This is a genomic window from Flammeovirgaceae bacterium SG7u.111 (assembly GCA_034044135.1).
Classification (GTDB): Bacteria; Bacteroidota; Bacteroidia; order Cytophagales; family Flammeovirgaceae.
In genome coordinates, this window is sequence record CP139021.1 from 6,843,474 (window position 1) to 6,868,250 (window position 24,777).

Below are 24,777 nucleotides of genomic sequence, written 5' to 3' on the forward strand. Positions count from 1 at the left end.
TTTAAAATTTGGCAAAGTAGCTAAGTTCAATAATTAACAATTGAAAGAAAACAAAAAATAAATTTATAATGTTAAATCAATATTGCAAAAGATGTAAATTATATGAATAGTTAAAAAAAGCGGTTTTCATAACGATATTTTTCGTTTAAAAACTTGCTTTATAGAATATAATTTCATTATCTTGCAAAGAGGCAAATAAAAATTAGTTGCACTTTAATCAAAAATGAAGCTAAGATGAGTTCACCTATTAAGCTAGATCAAACTGACAGAAAAATACTCACAATTCTGCAGAAACATGCCAAGATAACGAATGCCCAGTTATCGAAAGATATTGATCTTTCTCCAGCCCCAACTCTTGAGCGCGTCAAGAAACTGGAGAACTCTGGGATCATCGAAAGCTATCATGCAAAATTGAATTCCCACTTACTTGGCCTTGGGATTTCTGCTTTTGTAAAAGTTAGTTTGAAAAACTACAACAAGCAGAACAATGATTCTTTTTTAAAAAGAATTGACTTGGTTGATGAAGTAGTAGAATGCCATAGCATTACTGGAGAAGCCAACTTCCTTATAAAGGTAGTAGCTCGGGACATTACTTCTTATGAAGCAATTTTGAGAGACAAAGTAAGCTCTATTGAGGAAATTGGAAAACTGGACTCAATGGTGATCATGTCTACGGTAAAAGACAGCAAAGTAGTTCCTGTTTAAGGTATCAACATACTTAATACATACAAAATATCTCCAGCTTGTTATCATTGGTAACAAGCTTTTTTATTTTCACCCTTGCACTGTATTATATTTTTCGTTACCTTGTTACTACAAACATAACGCTACTATTTTCTAGTAAACTTTCACTTGCCCCTCCAAACTACCATTTGGATGAAAATGAAAACCCCAACCACCTTCAATTGTTTTTACTAGCACTCTCGCTTAACTACTGCAAATTTGCCTTAGTTATTCTTGCCAGTATTGACCCACATCAGGATAAATTAACACCTTTACAACTACCCTAACTAATGAAGAACCTATAATTGACAATAAACTACTCTTCTACAGCTTAAAAAAATTGGTTCTCCAGCGAAAGAATCACACCTCAGTATTACTACCAGTAACACTTATTAGGTTATCAATACTGCTTTATAAACTACACCAGTTTAGGCATGCCGGTATAAAGATTATCATTAGCGCAGCAGAGCCTTTTTAACCAAGATGCAACCATAGAACTGTGATCAAAACGGTGTTTGCTCTTTTAGGAGCTGAACAGATGAAATCAGGCTATTAAACAAACCAAGTGGCGTAAATCATGTAAGACATTCTCAATCAAAAACTTATGACATGCATATTTCTCTCATCAACTCGAAGAAGAAAGTAAAACTCTGTCGCAGTGGGTTTAGCCATCTGAAAAGAAATGGATTGGCTAATGGATGGAGGTTGCACTCGGCTGGTTATGCCGTTTATCAATTCACCCAATTTGGACGTGTACACACACTTTATATGCACAAGCTTTTTGCAGACTTGTTTTTGGAAAAACCTGCTACGGAAAAGAAACTATTTGTAAGAGTATTGAACGGTAACAAACTTGACTGTCGTGTGGAAAACCTCGAGTGGACAACTATGTCTGAACTTAGGAGGCAACAAGACAGCTCAGTAAGTTATCGAGGGGTATCGAAGGATGGGCGGAAATTCCGTGCTGTTCTTTACGATGGAGGAGAGCGAATCTACTTAGGAGTATTTGAAACAGCCGAAGCTGCAGCCAAAGCTTATGACGAAGAGTCTTTTGCTAGGTTTGGCCTTACCAATAGTCTTAATTTCTTGGAAGAATATGCTCAAGGACATGTTTGACCCCACTCTTTGTTGAAAATAAAAAGGGCAACGGAAACCCGCTGCCCTCTAACTTATTTGTAATAAAATGTGCTTATTTTTCTTTTGAAAGCCATTCAATATAGGTTTTCATGTCTTTATCTCCCCTACCCGAAAGGTTGACTACAACTACATCATCCTTTTTGGCTTGGAGCTTGGCAAGGTATGCCAAAGCGTGGCTTGTCTCTACTGCCGGAATGATACCCTCCATTCGGGTACATAAAAACCCAGCTTCCATTGCTTCTTTATCGGTAATGGGGAAATACTTCGCCATGCCCGATGCATAAAGATAAGCATGTACAGGACCGATACCCGGATAATCGAGCCCTGCGGAAATAGAATATGGCTCAATTACTTGCCCATCATCATCTTGCATCACTAACGAACGACTTCCATGCAATACTCCTTCTTTGCCCAGCATAGTCGTAGCTGCTGACTCCCCACTATCCACGCCAAGTCCTGCAGCTTCCAGCCCTATGAGCTGAACTCTTTCATCTTCCGTAAAATGATAAAATGCACCTGCTGCGTTACTTCCACCTCCTACACAAGCCAATACATAGTCAGGATAATCCCTGCCTGTTTTCTCTAATAGCTGGCTTTTCATTTCTTCACTGATAACAGAATGAAAACGAGCTACCATGTCGGGAAATGGATGAGGACCTACTACTGAGCCAATGATGTAGTGTGTATCTACAGGGTTACTTATCCAGTCACGAAGGGCATCGTTAGTAGCATCTTTCAATGTCATGCTCCCACTTACCGACTCTATCACTTCTGCACCTAGCATCTTCATTCTCTCCACATTAGGCTTTTGCCTTTCCACGTCAATTTTGCCCATGTACACCGCACATTTGATCCCCATAAGGGCACAAACTGTAGCAGTGGCAACTCCATGCTGACCAGCACCTGTTTCAGCTATTATACGCGTCTTACCCAACTTTTTGGCAAGTAAAATTTGCCCAACGGTGTTATTTATTTTGTGTGCACCTGTATGGCAGAGGTCTTCTCTTTTGAAGTAAATATTATATCCAAAGTGCTCGGAAAGCCTTTTGGCAAAATAAAGAGGTGTAGGCCTGCCAACATAATCCTTTAGCAAACTTTCAAACTCTTCTTTAAACTCAGGAGCATTGATGATTTCGAGATATTTTGCTTGAAGCTCTTCGATGTTCGGATGAAGCATCTCAGGAATATAAGCCCCTCCAAAATCCCCATAAAACCCTCTTTCTGAAACCTCTATCATATTTTCTATTCTTTAATAATCAATACAAAACCTTATCAAATTGGGCTAAATCCTCTATATTTTTAAGCCCAGGAGCAATTTCAAATTTACTATTTATATCTACAGCATGTATCTGTGGTAAGGATATTTCCTTGATCGAACCTGCATGCTCTAGACCTATTCCCCCGCTTAAGAAAAATGGCTTATCGTATGGATACTCTTTTAGCAAACTCCAATCGAATATCACCCCGTTACCACCAGGGTGCTTTCCTTTGGTATCAAACAAAAAGAAATCGCAACATGGCAAATAGGGTGACAGCGATGAAAAGTCAAAGGTATCGCCCATGCTGAAAGCTTTAATTAATTCGGTTTGTGGAGGGAGAATGTTTTTTAATTCTTCGCAAAAAGATGGAGTTTCTGTTCCATGAAGCTGGATAGCTTTTAGACCATACCCAATTGTTTTAGTCTTAATAAAATCTGATGAAGCATTTACAAAAACACCTGTTCTCTTGATTGAAGCAGGTAATGAGCGTGCAAACTCGGGGGAAAGGTTTCCTACAAAACGTGACGATTTCTCGTAAAATATAAAGCCAATATAATCAGGAGCCAATGCTACTACTTTTGAGAGGTTTTCCTCGATTTTTAGCCCACAAACTTTAAGTTTAATTCTTCTTTCCACAATGTATCCTTTCTAAAAACTACCATTAAGGTTTCCGTTTCCAAATTTAGAAAACCTTTTGTAGGAAAATGAAAGTTGTGGCTAAAAGAAAAGTAGTTGCTAAGCAGAAGTGGGGGATTAGCAAAAAAAATGACCAGACGTTGATCTAGAAAAACAGCAATATCATAAACACGTAACTTAGTTAGGCATTCTCAGAAATAGCGAGCGGAAGGTGAATGATAAACTCACTCCCCTTTCCTTCTTGGCTATTTACGACTATTTTCCCTTTGTGTTTTTGGATGATTCCATAAGAAATAGACATGCCTAAGCCTGTACCTTCCCCTACATCTTTTGTAGTAAAAAATGGTTCAAAAATCTTTTCTACCACCTCTTTTGACATCCCTTCGCCATCGTCTTTTATCGAAATCAGTGTCTCTTGATCTTGCTCATAGGTAGAAATCCAAATATTACCTTCGGTCTCTACAGCCTGAATGGCATTCGTAAGAATGTTCATAAAGACCTGGTTCAGCTGACCAGGATAACAATTTAACTCATGTATATTTCCATATTTTTTATGTACCTGAACTTTGTTTTTAATTTGATTTTTAAGCAAAATCAATGTAGAATCTAGTCCTTCATGAATATTGGCAAGTTTCATATTGTGCTCGTCCAGCCTTGAAAAGTTTCTTAAGCCTTTTACTATTTCCGAAGTTCGTACCGCACCAATCATAATATCTTCGATCAGCCCAAAAATATCTTCCTTAAGCTCTCCAAACTCAAACTCTTCCTTAAGCTCTTTAATTTCTTGAAGTACCGCTTCAGTATTTTCTGTCTTATCTAGCTCACAGTATTTATCCATGATTTGCATGAAATCTTCCATGCTAAACTTCAGTGTTTCCGTCCCTGCAAAAACAAAATTGATCGGGTTGTTTATTTCGTGGGCTATACCCGCAGAAAGCTGACCTAACGAAGCCATTTTCTCTGACTGAACCAATTGGCTTTGTGCCGATTGCAAGTCACTCAAAGTTGATTTCAGTTTTTGCTCAGTTTCTTTTCTGTGAGTGATATCGGACTCTAGCGCAATGTATTTTTCAATTTGCCCATATTCATTCAAAATAGGTGTCACGCTGATTTCTGCCCAATATGTCTCCCCGCTTTTACGGTAGTTCAGCATCTCTGTAGTGAATCCATCTTTCGACTTCAACTTTCTCAGCAGACCCCAAGAATCTTTCCTTACTTTTTCAGATGCATTTAAAAACTCAAAAGGCTTCTTGCCCATCACTTCTTCTAATGAGTAGCCTGTTATTTTGGTAAAAGAGTTATTCACCCACTGGATCTTACCCTTACAGTTGGTAATCATTACCGAATTGTTCGTCTTACTGGCAACTAAAGAAAGAAGGCTGATCCTTTCTGCCACCCTTTTCTTTTCAGTAATATCACGCTGTACAGTTGCATAACAAATAGGCTCATAGGTGTGCCTGTCGTACACTGTAAATACGGCTGCATCCATAGTAAGCTCCGAACCATCTTTCTGGTTAACAAGCACTAATTCACCTGACCATCTTCCATTTTTCTCCAACTCAAATGGAATTTCATCTTTCAGAATACTACTTTGTTTTTTAGTAATAAAATTTGATATACGCTGGCTAGTACAACTAATATCTGGAGCCACACCTAGCAACTTCCTACCGTTGACATTTACATATAAGAAATCTCCTTCAAAATCGAATAGGGCAATAAGATCCGAGCTGTTTTCCACCATAGCAGAAAACTTATGGTGCTCATTTATTGCTTCTTTTACTTGTTCGTTGGTATGTTTCTGAATGTCAATATTCGCCTTTATAACATCTTCTTGCGCTTGGAAAATCTCATTGTTCAAATGCGCCTCTTCCATCAATAGCCCAACTTGTTCGTGTATTTGCTCCGACTCAAGCATTGCTTTTTTCAGCGCCTCTTTTGTCCTTTCCAGTTCATCCATCGTCTTCCTGAGCTCAATTTCCTTTTGCACAAGCAAGTCGTTCTGCTCGTTATTCTCTTCCATTAACATATACTTTTCTGCTTCCACTCTTTGCAAAGCACCTCTTTCAGCAGGAGGATTGCCATGTTTAAATTGTGGCTTAGCAAACTTTTGTAGCCATATGTTTTTTTCAGCTTTCTGTTGTTTGAACAAGATAAACAGCGTACCTACATTAGATATCATCAGGATAATATAGCTGATATTTAGGTCGCCCATTTGAGGAAAAACAGAGGCATTAGCCATAGAAGAGGAAGAGCTCCCATCGCCATAAAGGAAAAAGAAGGCAAAGATAAAAGGGAAGGCAATCGTCGCCTTCCAGCTCGGATTCAAGTTTTTCACCAACAAATATTGAAGAACGGCTAAGTTGAAAACTATGGAAAGCGTAACAGCAGGGTCATCACAAATCATGGCTATACCTATACCTAGAATTTGGTAGAGAATAATGAGAAGTAAAGTGCTTAACTTCTCCAGAAGTGTATTCACCTGAAAGATAAGGACAGCAACCGATCCTGATAAAACGGCAAGGAAGAGTAGGCTCAATGATGAATTTACCATTAGCGTAAGCACAAAAAGCAAGGAGGATAATATAATGCCAACAAAAGCCATAAGCTTACCCATGTGACACTCTTCCTCACCACTTATAAACCCACAACCTACCCACATCTTAAAAGAGTGGTAGAAGTTTTTCATGTGTTTGTTAGTATTGTTAGTTTATCAAAATTCGGCGACGTAGTTTCATTCTTTACCCTATTAAATTTCCCTACATCCCGAAAACGATCACCGTAATTAGTATTTACGTAATCTCAAACAGTTTATTTATTAGTATTGAAAAAAGGTGGTTCAAACTTACCACCTATTCTTTGTGTTAGTTTTAGTTGTTTATTTGATTACGATACTCCATGATATTTCGAAGTATCTTTATTTGAAAGCTTATCTTGTAATGATTTAACTTGGGCTAGAAGCTTCTCATTATCCGTTTGCAAACTTCTCACAAAGTCTTTCTTACTTTCTTGCATCTGATATTGTTCACAAGCTTCGTCCAATATTTCTTTTAAAGTACCTATTTCCCAAGGTTTTGTAATATACCTATGTACCCCACCATCATTGATCGCATCTATAATGGCTTTTACATCACTAAAACCTGTTAATATCATCCTTCCCACATCAGGGTACTTTACCCTAGTTTTAGTAAGAAACTCAACCCCAGTCATTTGAGGCATACGCTGATCCGAAATGATAAGATGAATATCATTTGACTCTAAAATCTCGAAAGCTTTATCAACCAATGAGGCAGTATAAACCTTATAATAGCGCTTAAAGGCCGTCCGGAAAATCCGAAGGTTGCTTTCTTCATCATCGAGGTATAATATGTTGAACTTAATTGACATATATTCAATTTCTACTGGATATAATACACCTACATAGATAACTTAATATCTGTTAATAAATTGGATCGGACGGAAATTTTAAACGCATTTTCTACTGAATCCAAATAAGATTTTAGCGTAGCATGCGCATCTAACCCGTTATTCACAGATACTCTACTCCATTCTTGTAGCTTACATCTAATTGAGAAATCACTATCCTTACTTTTCTTTTCAAAGAAAAGATACTAATACACTAAGTATAAATTTTCCTTATATAGATATAAGTTTTTTCAAATCTAACTAGACTTACTTGTACATAATATTAAGTAGTTTTGCCGCTTCTAAAGAAATTTTTTTATTCAATAAGAAACAAAAAACTTTATGTCATTAGTAAACAAGCCAGCACCGAAATTTACAGCAGGAGCCGTTATAAACGGAGACGAGATCGTTGAAAACTTCTCACTCGATCAGTTCATTGGAAAGAAAGAAGTTATCTTCTTCTTTTACCCAAAAGATTTCACATTTGTATGTCCTACGGAAATCCACGCTTTCCAAGAGAAACTCGCTGAGTTTGAAAAAAGAGGCGTTGCCGTAGTAGGTTGCTCTACCGACACTGAAGAAACTCACTTGGCGTGGTTGATGACTCCAAAAGACCAAGGTGGTATTGAAGGCGTAACATACCCTCTAGTAGCTGACGTTAGCAAAACTGTTGCTTACAACTTTGGCGTTCTTGATGGTGAGTACGAATACACTGAAGCTGGAGGTCTTTCATTCCAAGGAGCTGGTATTGCTTACCGTGGTACATTCTTGATAGACAAAGAGGGCATCGTAAGACATGAATATGTAAACTTCTTCCCACTAGGAAGGAATATCGACGATACGTTGAGAGTAGTAGATGCATGGCAATATTTCCAGAAACATGGCGAAGTTTGCCCTGCTAACTGGGAAGAAGGCAAAGAAGCAATGAGCGCAACTAGAGAAGGCGTAGCTGAGTACCTTGCCGCTCATTAAAATCTTATTTTAAATTACAAAACGGGCTGCTTCTGAAGAAAAGCAGTCCGTTTTATTTTTACTTAGCTCAACTTCTTTTTCCAATATCTCATTAAACCTGCTACGCTCATCCAAGCAGGGTTTGCTGCTTCGTATTGATTTATGGCATGCTCATCCAAGCCAAACTCCCTCAATCCTTCCGCTACATAATCTTTGAACTCCTCGGTCACTTTTTCTTTATCTTCTCCACTTTCAAACCTCGGTTTCATCCAATTTGCCCATTCCATCAGGCTCTTTTCCAACTGTCCCAAATGCTTTTCTACTTCGAAAATTTCTCCATAGTGGGTAAGCATGAGCTTGGTAGGGGAAATTTTTCTGATGATATCTAATGAATTCATCCAAGCTTCAATGTCGATATCGGGAGGAGGACAAGGAGCCTGAACCACGCCATTTTCTATCTTAACCCCACCAACATCTCCTGTGAACAGCATATCAACTAGCTGCCAAGCAATATGATGTGAGGCATGCCCAGGCGTATGTTGAGCGACCAACTTTTTATCCCCCAAATCAATCTCTTCTTCATGCTCTACAGAAATGAGTTGATCCTCTGGAATACTATGCATTTGTCCCCAAAGCAAATCCATCTTATCCTGATAAATACGCTTTGCCGAGTTCATCAGCTTTGATGGATCAGCCATATGAGGCTTTCCAAAAGGGTGTAGATAAATCTTTGCCCCATGTTCGGCAAATGCCCAAGCAGCCCCAGCATGATCTAAGTGGATATGAGTAAGAAACACTTTCTGGATATCTTCTACAGCATAGCCTGCATTTTCAATACCCCTTTTGAGGTGCGGGTAAGTGGAATGTGGACCTGTTTCAATCAAAATAGGACCTTCCGCTGTCTCTATTAGATATGAGGCAATGACTTTTGGTATGCCTAAAAAATTCAAATCTATAGTTTTGACCATTTCATGTGTGTTTTGGGTGCTTCAACTTATTTTATATCAAATATACGTAGGCGAGAAATGAGTAAAAAGAGAATAGTACGAAAAGAAACAGAGGGGCACACATCCTTGTCGAAATAACATTTCCCCACTTCCAAAGGACAAAGTGGGGAATTAAACCACACTTTGGACATATTTCACACCTTGCTTTCACCACTTCTGAGCCTTGAAAACAAATTGGCAAAAGAAAAAAGTGCTTTTTTAATCATTTTGGGCACTTTGGCAAGAATACCTGCTTTCTGGCACTTTTTTTCCTAATACAGTATTCGAAAGGTTGTTAATAAAATTTAAATCTTTCATCAAAATACAATTGAAACTATATTGATCTTTTGGCTAATGATATAATGAATTGGGCGTCATGACAAAAGATTATAAAGATAATGCAGGCTCAACTGGAAAGTAGAAGTTGTAATGGTTGTAATATGAAGACAGACTCCATGTACAATCATTCAGGAAAACAGTAGATCATTTGATTTACTGTTTTTTTTATTTTCAAGAGTTTGAAAAAACACTGTTTCTTCTACACAAACCCTCTGCTTTTGAGCCACTTCAAGCCCTCCCTCTTGCTTAGCCCTGACAATTCCTCTTCATGGTTATCAATAAACTCTATCACCAAAGCCCCTTCTAATTTAGAATATTCTCGCAAAGCCCAACCTATTGCTTTTCTTATAAAAAACTCCTTTTCGTGGGCACAGGCTTCACAATAGCGAAATAAACGGCCAACATCTGTATTCTTTTTGAATTTGAGTTGATGGATAATAGCCGTTCGCCTCAGCCACATATTTTCATCAGTTATCCATTCATCCATCGTTTCCACTAGTTCTGGAAATCTTTTCACCAAGCTTCCCGCATGCCAAGTCGCTATCCAGTCCACCGAGTCCCACCAAGACTTGTTGGTCACCATAAACTCCACGGTGTCTATAAATTCTTTGGGAAGCTTTTTTACATATTTTGTCACTACTTCCAAGGCAAGGTACTGCATATCACGCTTAGGAAGAGCATAGGCTTCTCTCACAAATTTATCCAGTTCTTCGAGCTTAGGCAATCCATACGTTTTGAACAACTCCTTATTGGCTTCTTTCCGAGCGGGAGATTTTATGCCGTATAACTCAAATTTATTTTTTAGGTAGCTTTCCATCGCCTCTGCATTAATTGGGTCGGCAATGGTTTCATAAGTTGCTATGGCATTTTCTAGGAGTTCGAATGGCATGGGCTCGTCCTTTTACATTTGACATTCCTAATTTACAAAAAAAGCCTTCCCGAAGAGTTCGAAAAGGCATCTTATATTTAGACAACATTACTTATACATCTCTTGCCAACTGCACATATTCTCTCCAAACCTGGTCTTTAGGCAAAGCAGCTTGAATACGAACAGGCTCTTTTTTTACGGGGTGGATAAAATCCAATTTAAAAGCATGTAAATGGATTCTACCATCTTTATTTTTCTCTGGGTAACCATATTTTATATCCCCCTTTATAGGGCAACCAATTTTTGCCAACTGAGCCCTAATTTGATGAGAACGCCCTGTTTTAGGATGAATCTCAAGTAAATAATACCTGTTCACTTTCCCCAGAATCTTGTAGCGCAGCGTGGAAGGTTTACTTCCTTTCACCTGCCTTGTATAAGCTTTGGTAATGTTCTTTTCAGGATCTTTCACCAAGTAATTCATGATCTCGTCCTCGTCTTCTGGAGGGCGGTTCGATACCAGCGCCAAATAGGTTTTATCCAAGTCTTTATTTTGGAAAAGCGCATTCATCCGTTCCAATCCCTTGGATGTACGGGCAAAAACCACAACGCCACTCACGGGCCTGTCCAACCTATGGATCACGCCACAAAATACCTGCCCTGGCTTATTATATTTTTTCCTTATATATTCTTTTACGATATCAGCAAGATGCTCATCACCTGTTTTATCTCCCTGCACCAATACCCTTGCTGGCTTGTTAACCGCTATCAGGTGGTTATCTTCATACAATACATTCAACTCTTCCATCACAAATTATTTTTTTTCAGGTAATGACAATCTATAAAATTAATAACACTCATTCTCATTGGGGAAGTCGTTGCTTTTTACATCGGCAATGTAATCTTGCACCGCTTTAGTAATTACCCCGTGCAGGTCGGCATACCTCCTCAAAAAACGAGGGTTGAAATCTTGGTTTACCCCTAACAGATCATGGCTCACTAACACTTGCCCATCTACATGCGGCCCTGCTCCAATCCCAATTACAGGAATAGTCAACTCAGAAGCAACCCTCTTGGCAAGCGAAGCGGGAATTTTTTCCAGCACCAACCCAAAACAACCGCATTCCTCTAACATGTGCGCATCTTCTATCAACTTTTGAGCTTCCTCTTCTTCCTTAGCCCTTACTGTATAAGTCCCAAATTTATAAATAGACTGTGGAGTAAGCCCTAAGTGACCCATCACAGGTACGCCTGCACTCAATGTTCGGAGTACCGAATCTTTGATCTCGCTTCCGCCTTCCATCTTCACTGCATGTGCCCCCGATTCTTTCATAATCCTGATAGCCGAACGCAAAGCCTCCGAAGAGCTTCCTTGGTAACTACCAAAAGGAATATCCACCACTACCAGCGAGCGCCTGACTCCTTTTACTACCGACGTAGCATGATAAATCATTTGGTCGAGCGTAATTGGCAAGGTAGTTTCATTGCCCGCCATCACGTTGGATGCCGAATCGCCTACCAGCAAAATATCGATTCCCGTGGCATCTAATATTTTAGCCATGGAAAAATCGTAAGCGGTAAGCATCGAAATTTTTTCTCCTCGCTCTTTCATTTCGCGAAGGATGTGGGTCGTAATGCGTTTGATATTGGTTTTACTTTGCGTTGACATAACCTTTTTTCATCGGTTTTATAAAAAAATGGGCGAGCAATTAGCGTCCGTATTAAATTCAGTGCGAAGGTCAGCATATTTGTCTGAAATGGCAAATATTGTATTTTGCCATGAGACAACTTATTTTTTGGTTTAGAAGTCTTTACCTTAGAAAAGATAACAGATAGACAGATGCCAAGACCTTTATATTTCCATATCAAATCAATACTTTTTATAGCCCTTGCCAACTTAGCTACAAACGCTACTCTTGCACAAACAGAAAAAATCTATTGGGACGAAGCCCGAACCCTTCAGTGGGAAGATTACAAAGGGCAACCCGAAGCGCTGGAACACGAGTCGGCACTCACCACGTGCAACATAGAAGTTGGTTACAAAGCCAAGTTGGAAAATGAAAAACTGGTGATAACTCCCAAGGTAAAGGCATTTTTCAACCCTCAACGCTCTTGGGTAAATGAAACCCACAAAAACGAGCAAACCCTCCGGCATGAAAGAGTATATTTTACGATAACCGAGCTTTTTGCCCGCAAAATCCGCCAAGCCTTTGCCGAAACCAACTTCGACACAGAAACCTATAAAACAGAAATAAAAAAAATAACGAAGGAAAACCTTGATGCCATGTGGGAATACCGTGATAAATACGGGATAGAAACCTTCTTTGGCAGTAAAAAAGTAGAGCAAGCCCAATGGGAAAAAAACATCCAACTAGAAATGATGGAGCTGGGGGAGTATACAGGTAATTAGCAATAAGCAAGTTGTTTTTAATATATTTCTGTTTACTTTTAATGGCAAACAAAGCCCTATTAAAATGAAACTTACCGCCAGTCAATTATTTGATAAACTTGTCAACGAGTATAAAATCATAGGAGAGCAAGGCGTAATCAACTTCACCCTAAAAGACCTAACCATATCTATTGAAACCAAGGACACCATTGGCAACTTACTTCAGGAATGGCTAAAAGCTTGGTTCGCCAAAATGGAAATTGATTTTGAAGAAAATACCAATACTCAAAAGTTTCCCGACTTTTATTTGGATACAGAAAACAAACAAAAAGGGCTTTTAGAAGTAAAATCATTTGATTGGGATAGAGGACCGGGTTTTGATCTCGCCAATTTTGACTCTTATTGCAATTCGTTACTAACCGATGCTTACCGAATCGATTCGGATTATTTGATTCTTGCCTACCAAATGAAAGGCAGCACATTGAGCATCAAGAATGTTTGGCTGAAAAAAATATGGGAGCTTGCTTGCCCAAGTGGTACCTATCCTATAAAAGTGCAGGAGAAAAAAAGCATCATCTATAACCTTCGTCCTGCAACTTGGTATTCGACTCGAAGCACATTCAAACCATTTTCTTCAAAAGAGGAATTCCTCAAAGCCCTCAATGAAACCCGATACCAATATCCACAAACACGGCACTCAAATGGACATTGGCTCAGGAATATACTAAAATGCTATTCTTCTCAAACTGGAGTAGAACTCAATGTAAAATGACTTGATTCCAAGCATTTTTCTGCTACCCTACCTGCTATTGCTCTTACTACAGGAACAGCTACGGTATTTCCAAGTAGGTCAAACGCTTCATTTTGTTTTGTTGGAATCTCATATGTTTCAGGGTAACCGAACAAACGAAGGCCCTCACGAATAGTAAATCTCCGGAGCCCATCTCCGTCTGGAACAGCAAGCCTTGACATATCTGTGGCGACCAAAGTAGGCGCAATATCATCAGGAGAAATAACCTTATTGATCTCAAAACTTAGTTTTCCTGTCACTATATTATACCCTTTAGGCTTGGTATAGTCATAGCCCCGGTATGTTTTTACCCCCTCTAAGGTAAGTTCTTCCAACAGACCTTTTGGATGTTCAAATTTCAAATACCCTTTTTTTACCAAATCATCAAGCTGCTCCTTTAGGTCATCTGCTTGATGGAATGTCGCAATTTGATTTAATGTCAAAGGCATTCCATCCATCCATTTTATTCCAATTTCCTCTGCCCACTTTTTTTGACGACGAGCTTTGAATAATTTGCTCAACAATAATTTTTGCTCATCAGAAACAGCCCCTTTCAATTCAATATCCCACGAATGGATATTGTTTTTCCCTCCCCTCTTATCCTTTATACTTTTCCCGTACAGCTCTTCAATAGAGTAATGGCTTAAAAGTTTTTGAGAAAAATCGGTATCCATTGTAGGCAACCCCGTTTCCATCACATCTTGGAATGCCGCTCTCCTTTTTTCAAAATGCGTCAGGCTAATATCTGCATCCTTTGTCCCCACTATAAACACACGCTTTCGTGACTGTGGCAACCCAAAGTCAACCGAATCTAACACCTGCCACGAAACATTATAACCAAGTTCATCCAATACATGAAGGATTGTTTTTAAAGTTTGACCAACCTCGTCATTTTTATGCTCCAAGTCGTGCTTCACCAAGCCCTCCACATTTTCTAAGATAAACCCATATGGCTTCTTTGCTCTCAAAATTCTTTCAATTTCAAAAAACAAAGTCCCCCTTGTATCTAAAAAACCAAGGCGTTTTCCTCCAGCACTAAAGGGTTGGCACGGAAAACCTGCGAGCAAAAAATCAAAATCGGGAATTATTTTGGTTTCTACTTTAAAAATATCTCCTACAAAAAAATCATGTTCAAAATTATGCTCCAACGCCCGTACTGCATGAGGCTTAATCTCAGAAGTCATCACACACTCTGTTTCAATCCCTTTTTCTTCGAAAGCTTTTTGAAAACCTATTCTTATTCCACCAAGCCCTGCAAAAAGGTCTATGAATTTTATTGTTTTTTTATCTGAATAATCTTTTGAAGGCATATTCACTCTCGTTTAAATACAAGCTCAAAATCAATTTGGGCATTTTACTTTTTATCATACAAAATAAACCACTAACTCCGTAAGCTATTTACGTACCTATAAGTTTGTGTAACCTATTTTGATTTTTTATAACTTACCCTAGGCTCGGCTGCTACTAACAACTCACTTTCAACAATAAATTGATGGCATCCTATCACATGTAGGCACTGTAATAAAAAAGCTGCACTAAAAGTCCCCCGGCTGATTTTACTATCAATACTTGACTTGGTCTCATTAATCCCAACTTCCTTTAGCCTAAAAGCCAATTCCTCATGAGAAATTCCACGTTTTACCAATTCAGACTTTAATAGTCGTTTAGAAAGTTCATTCCAGTTTTGAGTAATCATAGCACTTAATGTTTTGCATATATGCAAATAAACTCATTAATATACAAACAAAGTAGCATATTCAATAAAAAAAAGCAAGGCATCTCTGCCTTGCTTCATACCTTTATAAAAAGCTTTTTGCGATTAAGCAAGTAAGCTCAATACTTCGTTCAATGTAGCACTTGGGCGCATTGCTTTAGCAACTAACTCCTCGTTAGGGTTGAAATAACCTCCAATCTCCTCGGCTTTTCCTTGAGCACCAATCAATTCTTCGTTGATTTTTGCCTCGTTTTCAGCCAATGCTTTTGCTACTGGGGCAAATTTCGCCTGAAGCTCAGCATCTTTACTTTGTGCAGCCAATGCTTCGGACCAGTAAAGTGCCAAGTAGAAATGGCTACCTCTATTGTCAATCTGACCAAGTTTACGAGCTGGCGACTTGTCGTTGTCCAAGAATTTGCCAGTTGCTTCGTCTAAAGTTTCACCCAATATTTTTGCTTTCGCATTTCCCGTTACACTACCAGAGTGCTCCAAAGAAACTGCTAAAGCCAAGAACTCACCTAGCGAATCCCATCTCAAATAACCTTCTTCTACAAACTGCTGAACGTGCTTAGGAGCAGAACCACCCGCACCAGTCTCAAATAAACCACCGCCGTTCATCAACGGTACAATAGAAAGCATTTTTGCGCTCGTTCCAAGTTCAAGAATTGGGAACAAATCGGTCAAGTAATCGCGAAGTACGTTACCTGTCACCGAAATAGTATCCTCACCTTTGATAATTCTCTCCATAGAAAACTCGGTAGCCGCTACAGGATCTTTGATCAATATTTCCAAGCCATCCGTATCGTGGTCAGCGAGGTACTTATTCACTTTTATAATCAACTGCGCATCGTGAGCCCTATTTTCGTCCAACCAGAAAACAGCAGGATCACCAGTTTCCCTTGCTCTTTTCACCGCTAGTTTCACCCAGTCTTGGATAGGAGCATCTTTCACTTGGCACATTCTAAAAATATCGCCTTCGGCTACTGGCTGCTCAAGCAATACTATTCCAGCAGCATCTACTACTTGCACCTTTCCTTTTCCAGAAAGTTGGAAAGTCTTGTCGTGAGAACCATATTCTTCTGCTTTTTGAGCCATCAAACCAACGTTTGAAACGCTCCCCATAGTAGAAGGATCAAAAGCTCCGTGTTTTTTACAGAAGTCGATAGTCGCCTGATAAACTCCAGCATAAGACCTATCTGGAATAACCGCTTTAGTATCTTGTTGCTTGCCTTCCGCATTCCACATCTGACCCGAAGTACGGATCATCGCTGGCATAGAGGCATCGATAATCACATCACTTGGCACGTGAAGATTGGTAATTCCCTTGTCGGAATTTACCATTGCCACTGCGGGGCGTTTCGCATAAACCGCATCAATATCTGCTTTAATTTCCGCTTGCTTTTCAACTGAAAGCGTACCTATTTTAGCATAAACATCGCCAATTCCATTGGTTGGGTCAATGCCCAACTCGGCAAATTCGCTAGCATATTTTGCAAAAACTTCTTCGTAATAAACTGAAACCGCAGCACCGAAAATGATAGGGTCAGAAACCTTCATCATGGTCGCTTTCATGTGTAAAGAAAACAACACTCCATTTGCCTTTGCATCCTCAATTTCTTTGGTGATGAAGCTCTTCAATGCAGCCATGCTCATTACCGAAGCATCTATTACCTCACCCGCTAGCAATGGGAAACTGCCTTTTAGTTCAGTAGTTTCTCCACTCTCAGCTACGAATTGGATTTTCACGCTTGTTGCAGCATCTACTGTCACTGATTTTTCACTTCCGTAAAAATCGTCACTTGCCATACTTGCAACATGGGTTTTAGAGTCCGAAGACCAAGCGCCCATTCTGTGCGGATTTTTCTTTGCGTAGTTTTTAACTGCTTTAGGAGCTCTACGGTCAGAGTTTCCTTCACGCAATACAGGGTTTACTGCACTACCCTTAATTTTATCGTATCGTGCTTTAATCTCTTTTTCAGCATCAGTTTTTGCCTCTGAAGGGTAATCTGGCAAAGCATATCCTTGCGATTGCAATTCTTTGATTGCCGCCTGAAGTTGTGGGATAGATGCACTGATATTTGGCAATTTGATGATGTTGGCTTCAGGAGTTTTTGCCAACTCGCCAAGCTCGGTAAGCGCATCACCAATTTGCTGCTCTTCCGAAAGGAAATCTGGGAAGTTGGCAATGATACGCCCGGCAAGGGAAATATCTCTGGTTTCTACTTCTACACCTGCAGGAGCGGTGAAAGCTTCAACAATGGGAAGGAATGAATAAGTTGCCAATGCAGGAGCTTCGTCCGTTTTGGTATAGATAATCTTAGATTTTTGTAAGGTCATTCTATTTATTTTTTGGATTATAAGCACTTAAAAAGTTGAGCTGCCTGGATATTTTGCAGCAAACGCAAATATATACATTGGAAAAGCTACATAATAGCCTAATAGTAAATTTGTTGGCTTACTGCGTTCCCGAGCAAAAATTATTTAGGCAAACTTTCTAATATTGATTTGGTATGTTTTTTAAAATCGTAGAGGTAAATACCAGAATCGTAACCTTTTTTCAGGTTAGCATATAAAAAATCTGCATGCCCAAGCTTTTCCCCATCCAACCAATATTCGATCTGGTAGATAATTCCACACTTTTGAGACCCTTCATATTTTTCATAAAAACCTGAAGAGATTTTCATTGTAATCACATCTTCTCCCGAAGCCGAACCCTCCCAATAGACCTGTTCGAAAAAATCTTTGTCAACAACTTTAGAAAGAACCCATTCTACTTTTTCATAATGCTTTTTTTCTACTTGAAAAACATCTTCATCGCCTATTGCCCCCACATACTCCTCTTCAAAGCAATCAGCAAATCTTGCTTGATATTCTTCAAAGACCTGTGCTTGATATTCTTCCCAGCCTATAAAGGCAACGGTATAGCTTTTTTCTTCTTGGGCAAAAACTTGAAAGGAAATAAAAAAGGCAAATATCGCGATAAAAAGAGGTTTCATTCTGTCGATTTTGTTTGGTTATATCTTACCAAAACTCAACTCGGCATTTGTTTATTATTTTGTATAAGTCAAGATGACCATTCCATTGGGGAAAGATTCGGTGCCGGCAAGCTTCCAAGTAGAATCTTTTGGCTTGTTGGGGAAAAGTGGGATGCCCTCCCCAATGATTGTAGGGGCAATGGAAATAATCATCTCATCTATGAGGTCTAAGTTTAAGAATGCTGTCACCAATTCACCTCCTCCCACTAGCCAAACATCTTTTCCTCCTTCTGCATTTAGCTTATCAACCAACTCTTTGATATCTCCAGCATAGATTTCCGTATTCTCAGTTTTTGCTTCACCTTTTCCACTTTTGGTGAGTACATACGATTTCGAATCGGGATAGGGCCACGGTACACCAAAACCTAGCACTTCTTCGTAGGTTTTCCGCCCCATGATCACTGTATCCACGCTATCATAAAAGGCAAAATATCCATAGTCCAACTTATCGGGGTTGGGAACTGCATCTAACCAATCGAGCTTTCCATCAGGGCGGGCTATATAGCCATCTAGCGAAGTTGCTATGTAGAGTTTTACTTTTTTCATCTGCTTAATTTCAGAAATATGAAGACATAAAAAAAGCCTTTTGGAATAAATCCCAAAAGGCTTGCCTATTAATTCAATAACGAACTTAATCGTTTATATCAAAACCTTTTTCACCGTGGTAAGCAAGGTCCATCCCTTCTTTCTCAATTTCTTCGTCAACACGACCCCCACTCGTAATCAGAGTAGTGACTTTAAACAATACAGCCGAAGCTACTGCCGAATAGCAAATAGTCACTACTACGCCGTAAAGTTGGGTGAGCACTTGCCCAGGGTTACCGTAGAACAAGCCTGTAGCACCGTTGATTTCTGGGTTAGCCCAAAGCCCTGTGGCAATTGCACCGAAAATACCTACCAAACCGTGGATACCAAATACATCAAGGGAATCGTCGTAGCCTAACATGCTTTTCAACTTCACCACACCAAAGTAGCCAATTGCTCCTGAAATAGTACCTATGAAAAGAGCGCCTTCTACATCTACAAAACCTGCTGCAGGCGTAATGCCCACCAAGCCTGAAATCACACCAGATGCGCTTCCGATAAGCGTCGGCTTGCGGTGAACCATGTTCCACTCTATGAGTAACCAAGTAAGACCACCAGCCGCTGCTGCAACATTGGTTACTAGCAATGCATTTGCCGTGATAAAATCAGCAGCCAATTCACTGCCACCGTTAAACCCGAACCAACCAAACCAAAGCAAAGCAGAGCCCAATACCATCAATTTGATAGACGCTGGCTTGTGATCAATATCATCGTGATTATATCTTTTTCCCATCATAAAGCTGAGCACCAAACCTGCTATACCTGCATTGATGTGGATAACTGTACCACCTGCAAAATCCAGCTCTCCATGTTGCAACAAGAAACCTGAATCACTCCATACCCAGTGCGCTACTGGTGCATACACCAAAATCACCCACAAAATAGAGAAGAAAAACCATGTAGAATATTTTACACGTTCAATGATAGCGCCGCTTACAAGTGCGACGGCAATGGCAGCAAATGTCCCTTGGAACATAATGAACAAAAATGTTGGAATAGAACCTGATACCGAATCAATTTTGATATCTCTCAGTAAAAAATGCTCCATGCTTCCAAAATAAGGATCGTCAGATCCTCCAAAAGCTAAACTGTAACCGATTACCACCCATACTATCGTAGCAGTACAAAAAGCAGTATAACTCATTCCAATAGTGTTCAACACACTTCTTCTTTGGGTAAGCCCACCATAAAAAAGGGTAAGGCCAGCTGGTGTCATTAGCGCTACCAAGGCAGTAGCAATAAGCATCCAAGCTGTATCGCCTTTGTCTATAGTAGGAACCACATCTTCGGCAAAAGTTAGTAGCGGAAGTGCTGTTAGTAATAAGGTAAAAAGGAGTCCTCGTTTTCTCATATTCTTATAAAAATTGGTTGTTTTTGCTAATTTCCTCAATAAGACATTCCACAAAATTATAAATTCTCAAGGATAATGCGATATTTTAAATAAAACATAATTGCAGTAATCCTATATTTTTTAATAAAATACCAAGAGGGATACTAAACCAACACACACCATGAAACAAAAAAAGCTGCTCGAACTTCCGTCCGAGCAGCTTTTTATATTGAAAGCTAGCTATTATTTTACTACTGAGCAATATCAGGATTCTTCTTTTTTTCTTCTAACTCTTTTTGATATTCTACCGAGCAAGGGTAATCAAACAAACAATTGGTTTTGATAGCTTCCGCTACCTGCTCAGGCATATATTTTTCCCAACCATCGTTTCCTGATTTTATCATCTCCAATACATTATCCGATACTATGTGGAGGTTTCCAATATTGCAGTCGTCCAAATCCTCTATCTTATTATTTTGCATAAAGTAATCGTAGAGCAGTTTGAGCGAAGGCTTAATTTTAGCCCCATCCGACTTCACCACTTGCATGCTGGTTCTTCGGTAAGTTGGATAAGCATATAGTTTTACATTTTCCCCAAACATAGCGCCCAAAGCTTGCAATATTCCACCAGGCACCTCTTTGTAGTACTTCTCCATAAATATCTGCTCAATATTATGTACCCCCACCAAAAGACCTATTTTTTTCTTACGGGTATAGCGGCTTAGGTAATTGACCAAGCGATAGTATTCCGGATAATTGGAAACCATTACATTATGCCCCAAAGAACACAGGATATTCACCCTATCTAAAAAGTCTTTCTCGTCTACCACACCACCCGATGTGTTTTTCAAGTCGGTAAGCGTAAGTTCCGATATGGTAATGATTTTATTTTCGTCTACTTCAGGATCATTTTTAAAATGCCTTAACCCCGCCTCCATCATGTCAATATTCACCCAAGTGATGGGCCTGAACCTTCCCCTTAGCACTAAAATATGTTTCTTATAAAGCACGTCGGAGGGTTGTAAAATACTGCCATCAGGGCCAAACATAGCCGCTCTTGTTAAGCCGTTTTTTACCAACTTTAAGCTAAATAGTCGATTATCAACATCTTCAAAATCAGGACCGGTAAGCCTAAAAAAATCAATTTCTATTCGATGTAGCATCAGCTCGTCAACCAGCGAGTTGAGCAAATCCTCTGCATTATGGTTGAGGTAATAGCAAGCATAAATCAAATTAATCCCTACCATACCAACAGCCTGTTGCTGAAGGAGCATATCATTATCACGAAGCTTGAAGTGGATAACACAATCGTTTGGCTCACTATGAGGACTCAGTTGAAAACGCAAACCTGCCCAGCCTCTTCCTTGGTTCGTCCTTGCATAGTTCAATACCTCAACGGTGTTGGCAAAGGCAAAAAAACAGGTGTCGTCAGCACGGTGTGTCAACCTGCGGACGCAAAGCTTAAATTCCTTGTCGAGCATTTTCATCACCCTTGGCTCACACACGTACCTACCACTTTCTTCCGGACCATAAATAGCATCGCTAAAGGCCATATCGTACGCCGACATTGTTTTAGCAACTGTCCCTGAGGCTCCGCCAGCCTTAAAAAAATTAGCAGCTACTTCTTGACCCGCACCAATCTCAGCAACAGAACCATACACCCTATTATCTAGATTGAGTTGGAGTGCTTTCTCTTTTATACTCAGCGTTTTTGTTTCCATATTGCAAAACCTAATAATTGGGTAGGAAATTATCTTTTTAGTAAATGAATGAGATTAGTTTATCAGTAACTCTCCACTTCGATAACCTAGATACCAGAAGAAGGTTATCAAATATCTTTCAAGTTTCAAAAAACTTAAACTCTTTACCAAAATCAACCCTTACTTTTTAGCATTATTTTCTAACCTTTTAGCTCTTTTCAAAAAAAAAGCCTTTCCGTCAACATTCCCGAAAGCTTCACCTTTGTTAATTAGCAGCCCGTTACCTAATTTGGGTTGCTGTTAAAATTTATAGAACAGATTTAGTATTCACCAAACCCAAAACAAAAAGTTAATATGAGCATGGAAAAAACATGGCGTTGGTATGGGCCAAACGACCCAGTAGTCCTCACAGATATTATGCAAGCAGGTGCCACAGGCATCGTAACCGCCTTGCACCATGTGCCAAACGGAGAGGTATGGACAAAAGAGGAAATCCTTAAAAGAAAGAAAACGATAGAAGACACCGGATTACTTCACTGGTCGGTAGTAGAAAGTGTGCCTGTTCATGAAAATATTAAAACTAGGACTGGCGATTTCAAAAAGTATATCGAAAATTATAAGCAATCTCTCACTAACCTTGGAGAATGCGGTATCAAAACCGTTTGTTACAATTTTATGCCCGTGTTAGATTGGACTCGTACTGATTTGGCTTATGAGGTAGAAGATGGTTCAAAAGCCCTTCGTTTCGAGTTTGACGCATTTGCCGCTTTCGAACTATTTATGCTCAAGCGCCCCGGAGCAGAAAATGATTATACCCCAGAGCAGATTGAAAAGGCTAAAGTATATTTTGAAGGAATGAGCGAAGAAGACAAGACACTCCTCCAAAACAACGTGATTGCAGGTTTACCAGGGTCTGAAGAAGGCTATACATTGGAAAGCTTCCAAGAGGTGTTGGACACCTACAAAGACATAGATGCCGCACAGCTCAAGAAAAACCTTGCTGCTTTCTTGCAAGAAATAGTACCTGCTGCTGAAAAAGCCGGGGTAAAACTAGCCATCCACCCTGATGATCCTCCTCGTAGTATCTTAGGCTTGCCTAGAGTTGTAAGCACCGAACAAGATCTTCAAGACCTACTGGGCGCTATAGACAGCCCATCAAATGGCTTCTGTTTCTGCACCGGCTCTTATGGAGTAAGGGCAGATAACGATTTGCCAGGAATGGTAAAAAGGAATGGGGCAAAAATGCATTTCATTCACCTAAGAAGTACTCAAAGCGACGAGGAAGGAAACTTCTACGAAGCTAACCACCTAGAAGGCGATGTGGACATGTACAGCGTAGTGAAGGCTATAGTGGAAGAACAACTCAGAAGAAAAGCTGCTGGAGAAGGGGAAACCTCTATCCCTATGCGACCCGACCATGGTCACCAAATGCTAGATGATTTGCGTAAGAAGACTAACCCGGGCTATTCGGGCATTGGTCGTTTGCGTGGTCTTGCCGAGCTCAGAGGCCTAGAACTTGGCATTGAAAAAAGCATATAAAGGTTAAGGCCTTTAAAATATACATCCAAGCCTATGTTGATAAGCATTTAATCAATATAGGCTTTTTCTTTAGCCTGCTTTACTATCATTTTGTATGTGAAAGGTTAAAGCTCTAACTTTGTTTAATACTATCTATTTTTTTGAGCCAAACTATTAAACAATCCTTCTTATGGAAGAAAGTCCCAAAAAGAAAATCCGGAATAAAGAACACTCAAAGCAACTCTTGATAGATGCCGTTGGTACAATAATTATTCGCGATGGTTTTCAGAAAATTGGAATTAACGCTATTTCAAAAGAAGCCGGAGTAGATAAAGTGTTGATATATAGGTATTTTGGCAATCTTGATGGTTTGCTTAAAGCATTTGCCAAACAAAAAGATTATTGGCTAAACGTGGAAGAAAGGCTGGATATCCAAAAGCTAGAAGGCACGCCTCAAGACCTTAAAAATGTAGCTACCCAATTACATATCGATTTTTTCAGGACTATTTGGGAAAATAAAGAATACCAAGAGCTTCTTCGCTGGGGATTGGTAGATAAAAACAACTTAACAGAAGCACTTGCATTAGAGCATGCTGAGGTTGCAAAAAAGATATTAAGCTACTTCGCCAAAGTTTCTGAAAAAGCCGGGATAGATGTCTATGCCATAGGAGCCATTACCATCAGTAGCATTAATTACCTCGCCCTCCACTCCAAAACCAACGATACCTTTGGCAGTATCCATCTCAATACCGAAGAGGGAAAGAAAAGGATAGAAAAAGGTATAATTGACTTAATGGAACTGGTATTTGACAAAATAGAATCGGTGAATAAAGAGAAATAAAAAAGCGCCTTTCTAAAGAAAGACGCTTTCAGTATTTTATAAGATATATGATCTGACCTAGGAACTTGTAAAAGTCGCAAAGGGCTGACTCCTACATTACTTATTCTTGAACCACCAGCTTCTTAGCCAATTTTTCATTCTTAGACGAAACTGACAGGAAATACAACCCTGGTGTCAGTCTATTATTTGGGCTAATGCTCAACGTTTGTTGGGGCAACCCTACAGGCTCCAATGTTGTATGGAAAATAACTTTCCCGATGGTATTGTAAAGAGTGATCTCTACTGCAGCAGATTTGATACCCTCTATATCCAAGTTAATATGCTCTCCCCTCGATGGGTTCGGATACATTTTAAAATCAAGCTTTGCACTCGTATCTATTGCCTGGGCAACTTGTTCAGTATCCACAGATTTCTTTGCTGCTTTTACCAGCGCTTCACCAGCAAATGAGTTGAAGAATAACGCTATAAGCATCAAAGTGGTCATTCCCACTGCTTTCATGCGATATCCAAATATTTTTTTTCTAGTAGTCATTTTAGTCATATATCTATTTCCAATTATTTTATTTCAAATCGACAA

Annotated in this window: 23 protein-coding genes; 7 read left to right on the forward strand and 16 right to left on the reverse strand. The window is 39.5% G+C overall.

The window, feature by feature from the left end; all coding sequences use genetic code 11:
* The first annotated feature begins 234 nt into the window (after positions 1-234).
* Both R9C00_26385 and R9C00_26390 read left to right on the forward strand, forming a co-directional pair.
* Positions 235-705, forward strand: a complete 471-nt coding sequence (locus R9C00_26385; GenBank protein ID WPO35228.1) for an Lrp/AsnC family transcriptional regulator — start codon at positions 235-237, stop codon at positions 703-705.
* 627 nt (positions 706-1,332) lie between these two features.
* On the forward strand, positions 1,333-1,839 hold the full coding sequence (locus R9C00_26390) for a hypothetical protein (GenBank protein WPO35229.1): 507 nt from the start codon (positions 1,333-1,335) through the stop codon (positions 1,837-1,839).
* A 73-nt stretch (positions 1,840-1,912) separates the two neighbouring features.
* On the opposite strand, the gene trpB is transcribed toward R9C00_26390, so the two are convergent.
* The 4 genes from trpB to R9C00_26410 all read right to left on the reverse strand — a co-directional run bounded on the left by trpB (position 1,913) and on the right by R9C00_26410 (position 7,139).
* On the reverse strand, positions 1,913-3,097 hold the full coding sequence (gene trpB / locus R9C00_26395; protein ID WPO35230.1) for a tryptophan synthase subunit beta: 1,185 nt from the start codon (positions 3,095-3,097) through the stop codon (positions 1,913-1,915).
* Positions 3,098-3,116: 19 nt separating this feature from the next.
* Positions 3,117-3,755, reverse strand: coding sequence for a phosphoribosylanthranilate isomerase (locus tag R9C00_26400; GenBank protein ID WPO35231.1), 639 nt, complete (start codon positions 3,753-3,755; stop codon positions 3,117-3,119).
* A gap of 181 nt (positions 3,756-3,936) precedes the next feature.
* Positions 3,937-6,441 carry a PAS domain S-box protein gene (locus R9C00_26405; GenBank protein WPO35232.1) on the reverse strand — a complete coding sequence of 835 codons (2,505 nt, stop codon included), beginning with the start codon at positions 6,439-6,441 and terminating at the stop codon, positions 3,937-3,939.
* Positions 6,442-6,638: 197 nt separating this feature from the next.
* Complete coding sequence (locus R9C00_26410; protein WPO35233.1) at positions 6,639-7,139, reverse strand: response regulator; 501 nt, start codon at positions 7,137-7,139, stop codon at positions 6,639-6,641.
* A gap of 360 nt (positions 7,140-7,499) precedes the next feature.
* Here R9C00_26410 and R9C00_26415 point away from each other — a divergent pair, with 360 nt between their 5' ends.
* A complete protein-coding gene (locus R9C00_26415) occupies positions 7,500-8,129 on the forward strand; it encodes a peroxiredoxin (protein ID WPO35234.1) in 630 nt (209 codons plus the stop codon).
* 62 nt (positions 8,130-8,191) lie between these two features.
* On the opposite strand, the gene R9C00_26420 is transcribed toward R9C00_26415, so the two are convergent.
* From R9C00_26420 to panB, 4 genes are all read right to left on the reverse strand, one after another.
* Positions 8,192-9,076, reverse strand: coding sequence for an MBL fold metallo-hydrolase (locus R9C00_26420; protein WPO35235.1), 885 nt, complete (start codon positions 9,074-9,076; stop codon positions 8,192-8,194).
* Between the two features lie 556 nt (positions 9,077-9,632).
* Positions 9,633-10,322 carry a DNA alkylation repair protein gene (locus tag R9C00_26425; GenBank protein ID WPO35236.1) on the reverse strand — a complete coding sequence of 230 codons (690 nt, stop codon included), beginning with the start codon at positions 10,320-10,322 and terminating at the stop codon, positions 9,633-9,635.
* A 91-nt stretch (positions 10,323-10,413) separates the two neighbouring features.
* Positions 10,414-11,106 carry an RluA family pseudouridine synthase gene (locus tag R9C00_26430; protein ID WPO35237.1) on the reverse strand — a complete coding sequence of 231 codons (693 nt, stop codon included), beginning with the start codon at positions 11,104-11,106 and terminating at the stop codon, positions 10,414-10,416.
* A gap of 39 nt (positions 11,107-11,145) precedes the next feature.
* Positions 11,146-11,967 carry a 3-methyl-2-oxobutanoate hydroxymethyltransferase gene (panB, locus tag R9C00_26435; GenBank protein WPO35238.1) on the reverse strand — a complete coding sequence of 274 codons (822 nt, stop codon included), beginning with the start codon at positions 11,965-11,967 and terminating at the stop codon, positions 11,146-11,148.
* Between the two features lie 171 nt (positions 11,968-12,138).
* On the opposite strand from panB, the gene R9C00_26440 reads away from it, so the two are divergent.
* Positions 12,139-12,708, forward strand: coding sequence for a hypothetical protein (locus R9C00_26440; GenBank protein ID WPO35239.1), 570 nt, complete (start codon positions 12,139-12,141; stop codon positions 12,706-12,708).
* Positions 12,709-12,772: 64 nt separating this feature from the next.
* Positions 12,773-13,459, forward strand: a complete 687-nt coding sequence (locus R9C00_26445) for an NgoBV family restriction endonuclease (GenBank protein ID WPO35240.1) — start codon at positions 12,773-12,775, stop codon at positions 13,457-13,459.
* Here the strand turns inward: R9C00_26445 and dcm are convergent.
* The 7 genes from dcm to R9C00_26480 all read right to left on the reverse strand — a co-directional run bounded on the left by dcm (position 13,429) and on the right by R9C00_26480 (position 21,862).
* Positions 13,429-14,787: a DNA (cytosine-5-)-methyltransferase gene (gene dcm / locus R9C00_26450; protein WPO35241.1), complete on the reverse strand. Its 1,359-nt coding sequence runs from the start codon at positions 14,785-14,787 to the stop codon at positions 13,429-13,431. The two genes, R9C00_26445 and dcm, sit on opposite strands and share 31 nt — an antisense overlap.
* 113 nt (positions 14,788-14,900) lie before the next feature.
* Positions 14,901-15,173 (reverse strand): DUF6471 domain-containing protein, encoded by a 273-nt coding sequence (locus R9C00_26455; protein WPO35242.1) that lies wholly within the window; start codon positions 15,171-15,173, stop codon positions 14,901-14,903.
* Between the two features lie 123 nt (positions 15,174-15,296).
* Complete coding sequence (locus tag R9C00_26460; GenBank protein ID WPO35243.1) at positions 15,297-17,528, reverse strand: NADP-dependent isocitrate dehydrogenase; 2,232 nt, start codon at positions 17,526-17,528, stop codon at positions 15,297-15,299.
* 140 nt (positions 17,529-17,668) lie between these two features.
* On the reverse strand, positions 17,669-18,187 hold the full coding sequence (locus R9C00_26465; protein ID WPO35244.1) for a hypothetical protein: 519 nt from the start codon (positions 18,185-18,187) through the stop codon (positions 17,669-17,671).
* Positions 18,188-18,241: 54 nt separating this feature from the next.
* A complete protein-coding gene (locus tag R9C00_26470) occupies positions 18,242-18,772 on the reverse strand; it encodes a dihydrofolate reductase family protein (protein WPO35245.1) in 531 nt (176 codons plus the stop codon).
* A gap of 85 nt (positions 18,773-18,857) precedes the next feature.
* Entirely contained in the window at positions 18,858-20,162 is a 1,305-nt protein-coding gene (locus tag R9C00_26475; GenBank protein WPO35246.1) for an ammonium transporter, read from the reverse strand.
* 230 nt (positions 20,163-20,392) lie between these two features.
* Entirely contained in the window at positions 20,393-21,862 is a 1,470-nt protein-coding gene (locus tag R9C00_26480; GenBank protein ID WPO35247.1) for a TonB-dependent receptor, read from the reverse strand.
* A 333-nt stretch (positions 21,863-22,195) separates the two neighbouring features.
* Here R9C00_26480 and uxuA point away from each other — a divergent pair, with 333 nt between their 5' ends.
* Positions 22,196-23,380, forward strand: coding sequence for a mannonate dehydratase (uxuA, locus tag R9C00_26485; GenBank protein WPO35248.1), 1,185 nt, complete (start codon positions 22,196-22,198; stop codon positions 23,378-23,380).
* 169 nt (positions 23,381-23,549) lie between these two features.
* Positions 23,550-24,200 (forward strand): TetR/AcrR family transcriptional regulator, encoded by a 651-nt coding sequence (locus tag R9C00_26490; protein ID WPO35249.1) that lies wholly within the window; start codon positions 23,550-23,552, stop codon positions 24,198-24,200.
* Between the two features lie 100 nt (positions 24,201-24,300).
* Here R9C00_26490 and R9C00_26495 read toward each other — a convergent pair whose 3' ends face one another.
* A complete protein-coding gene (locus tag R9C00_26495) occupies positions 24,301-24,732 on the reverse strand; it encodes a T9SS type A sorting domain-containing protein (protein WPO35250.1) in 432 nt (143 codons plus the stop codon).
* Positions 24,733-24,777: the final 45 nt, after the last annotated feature.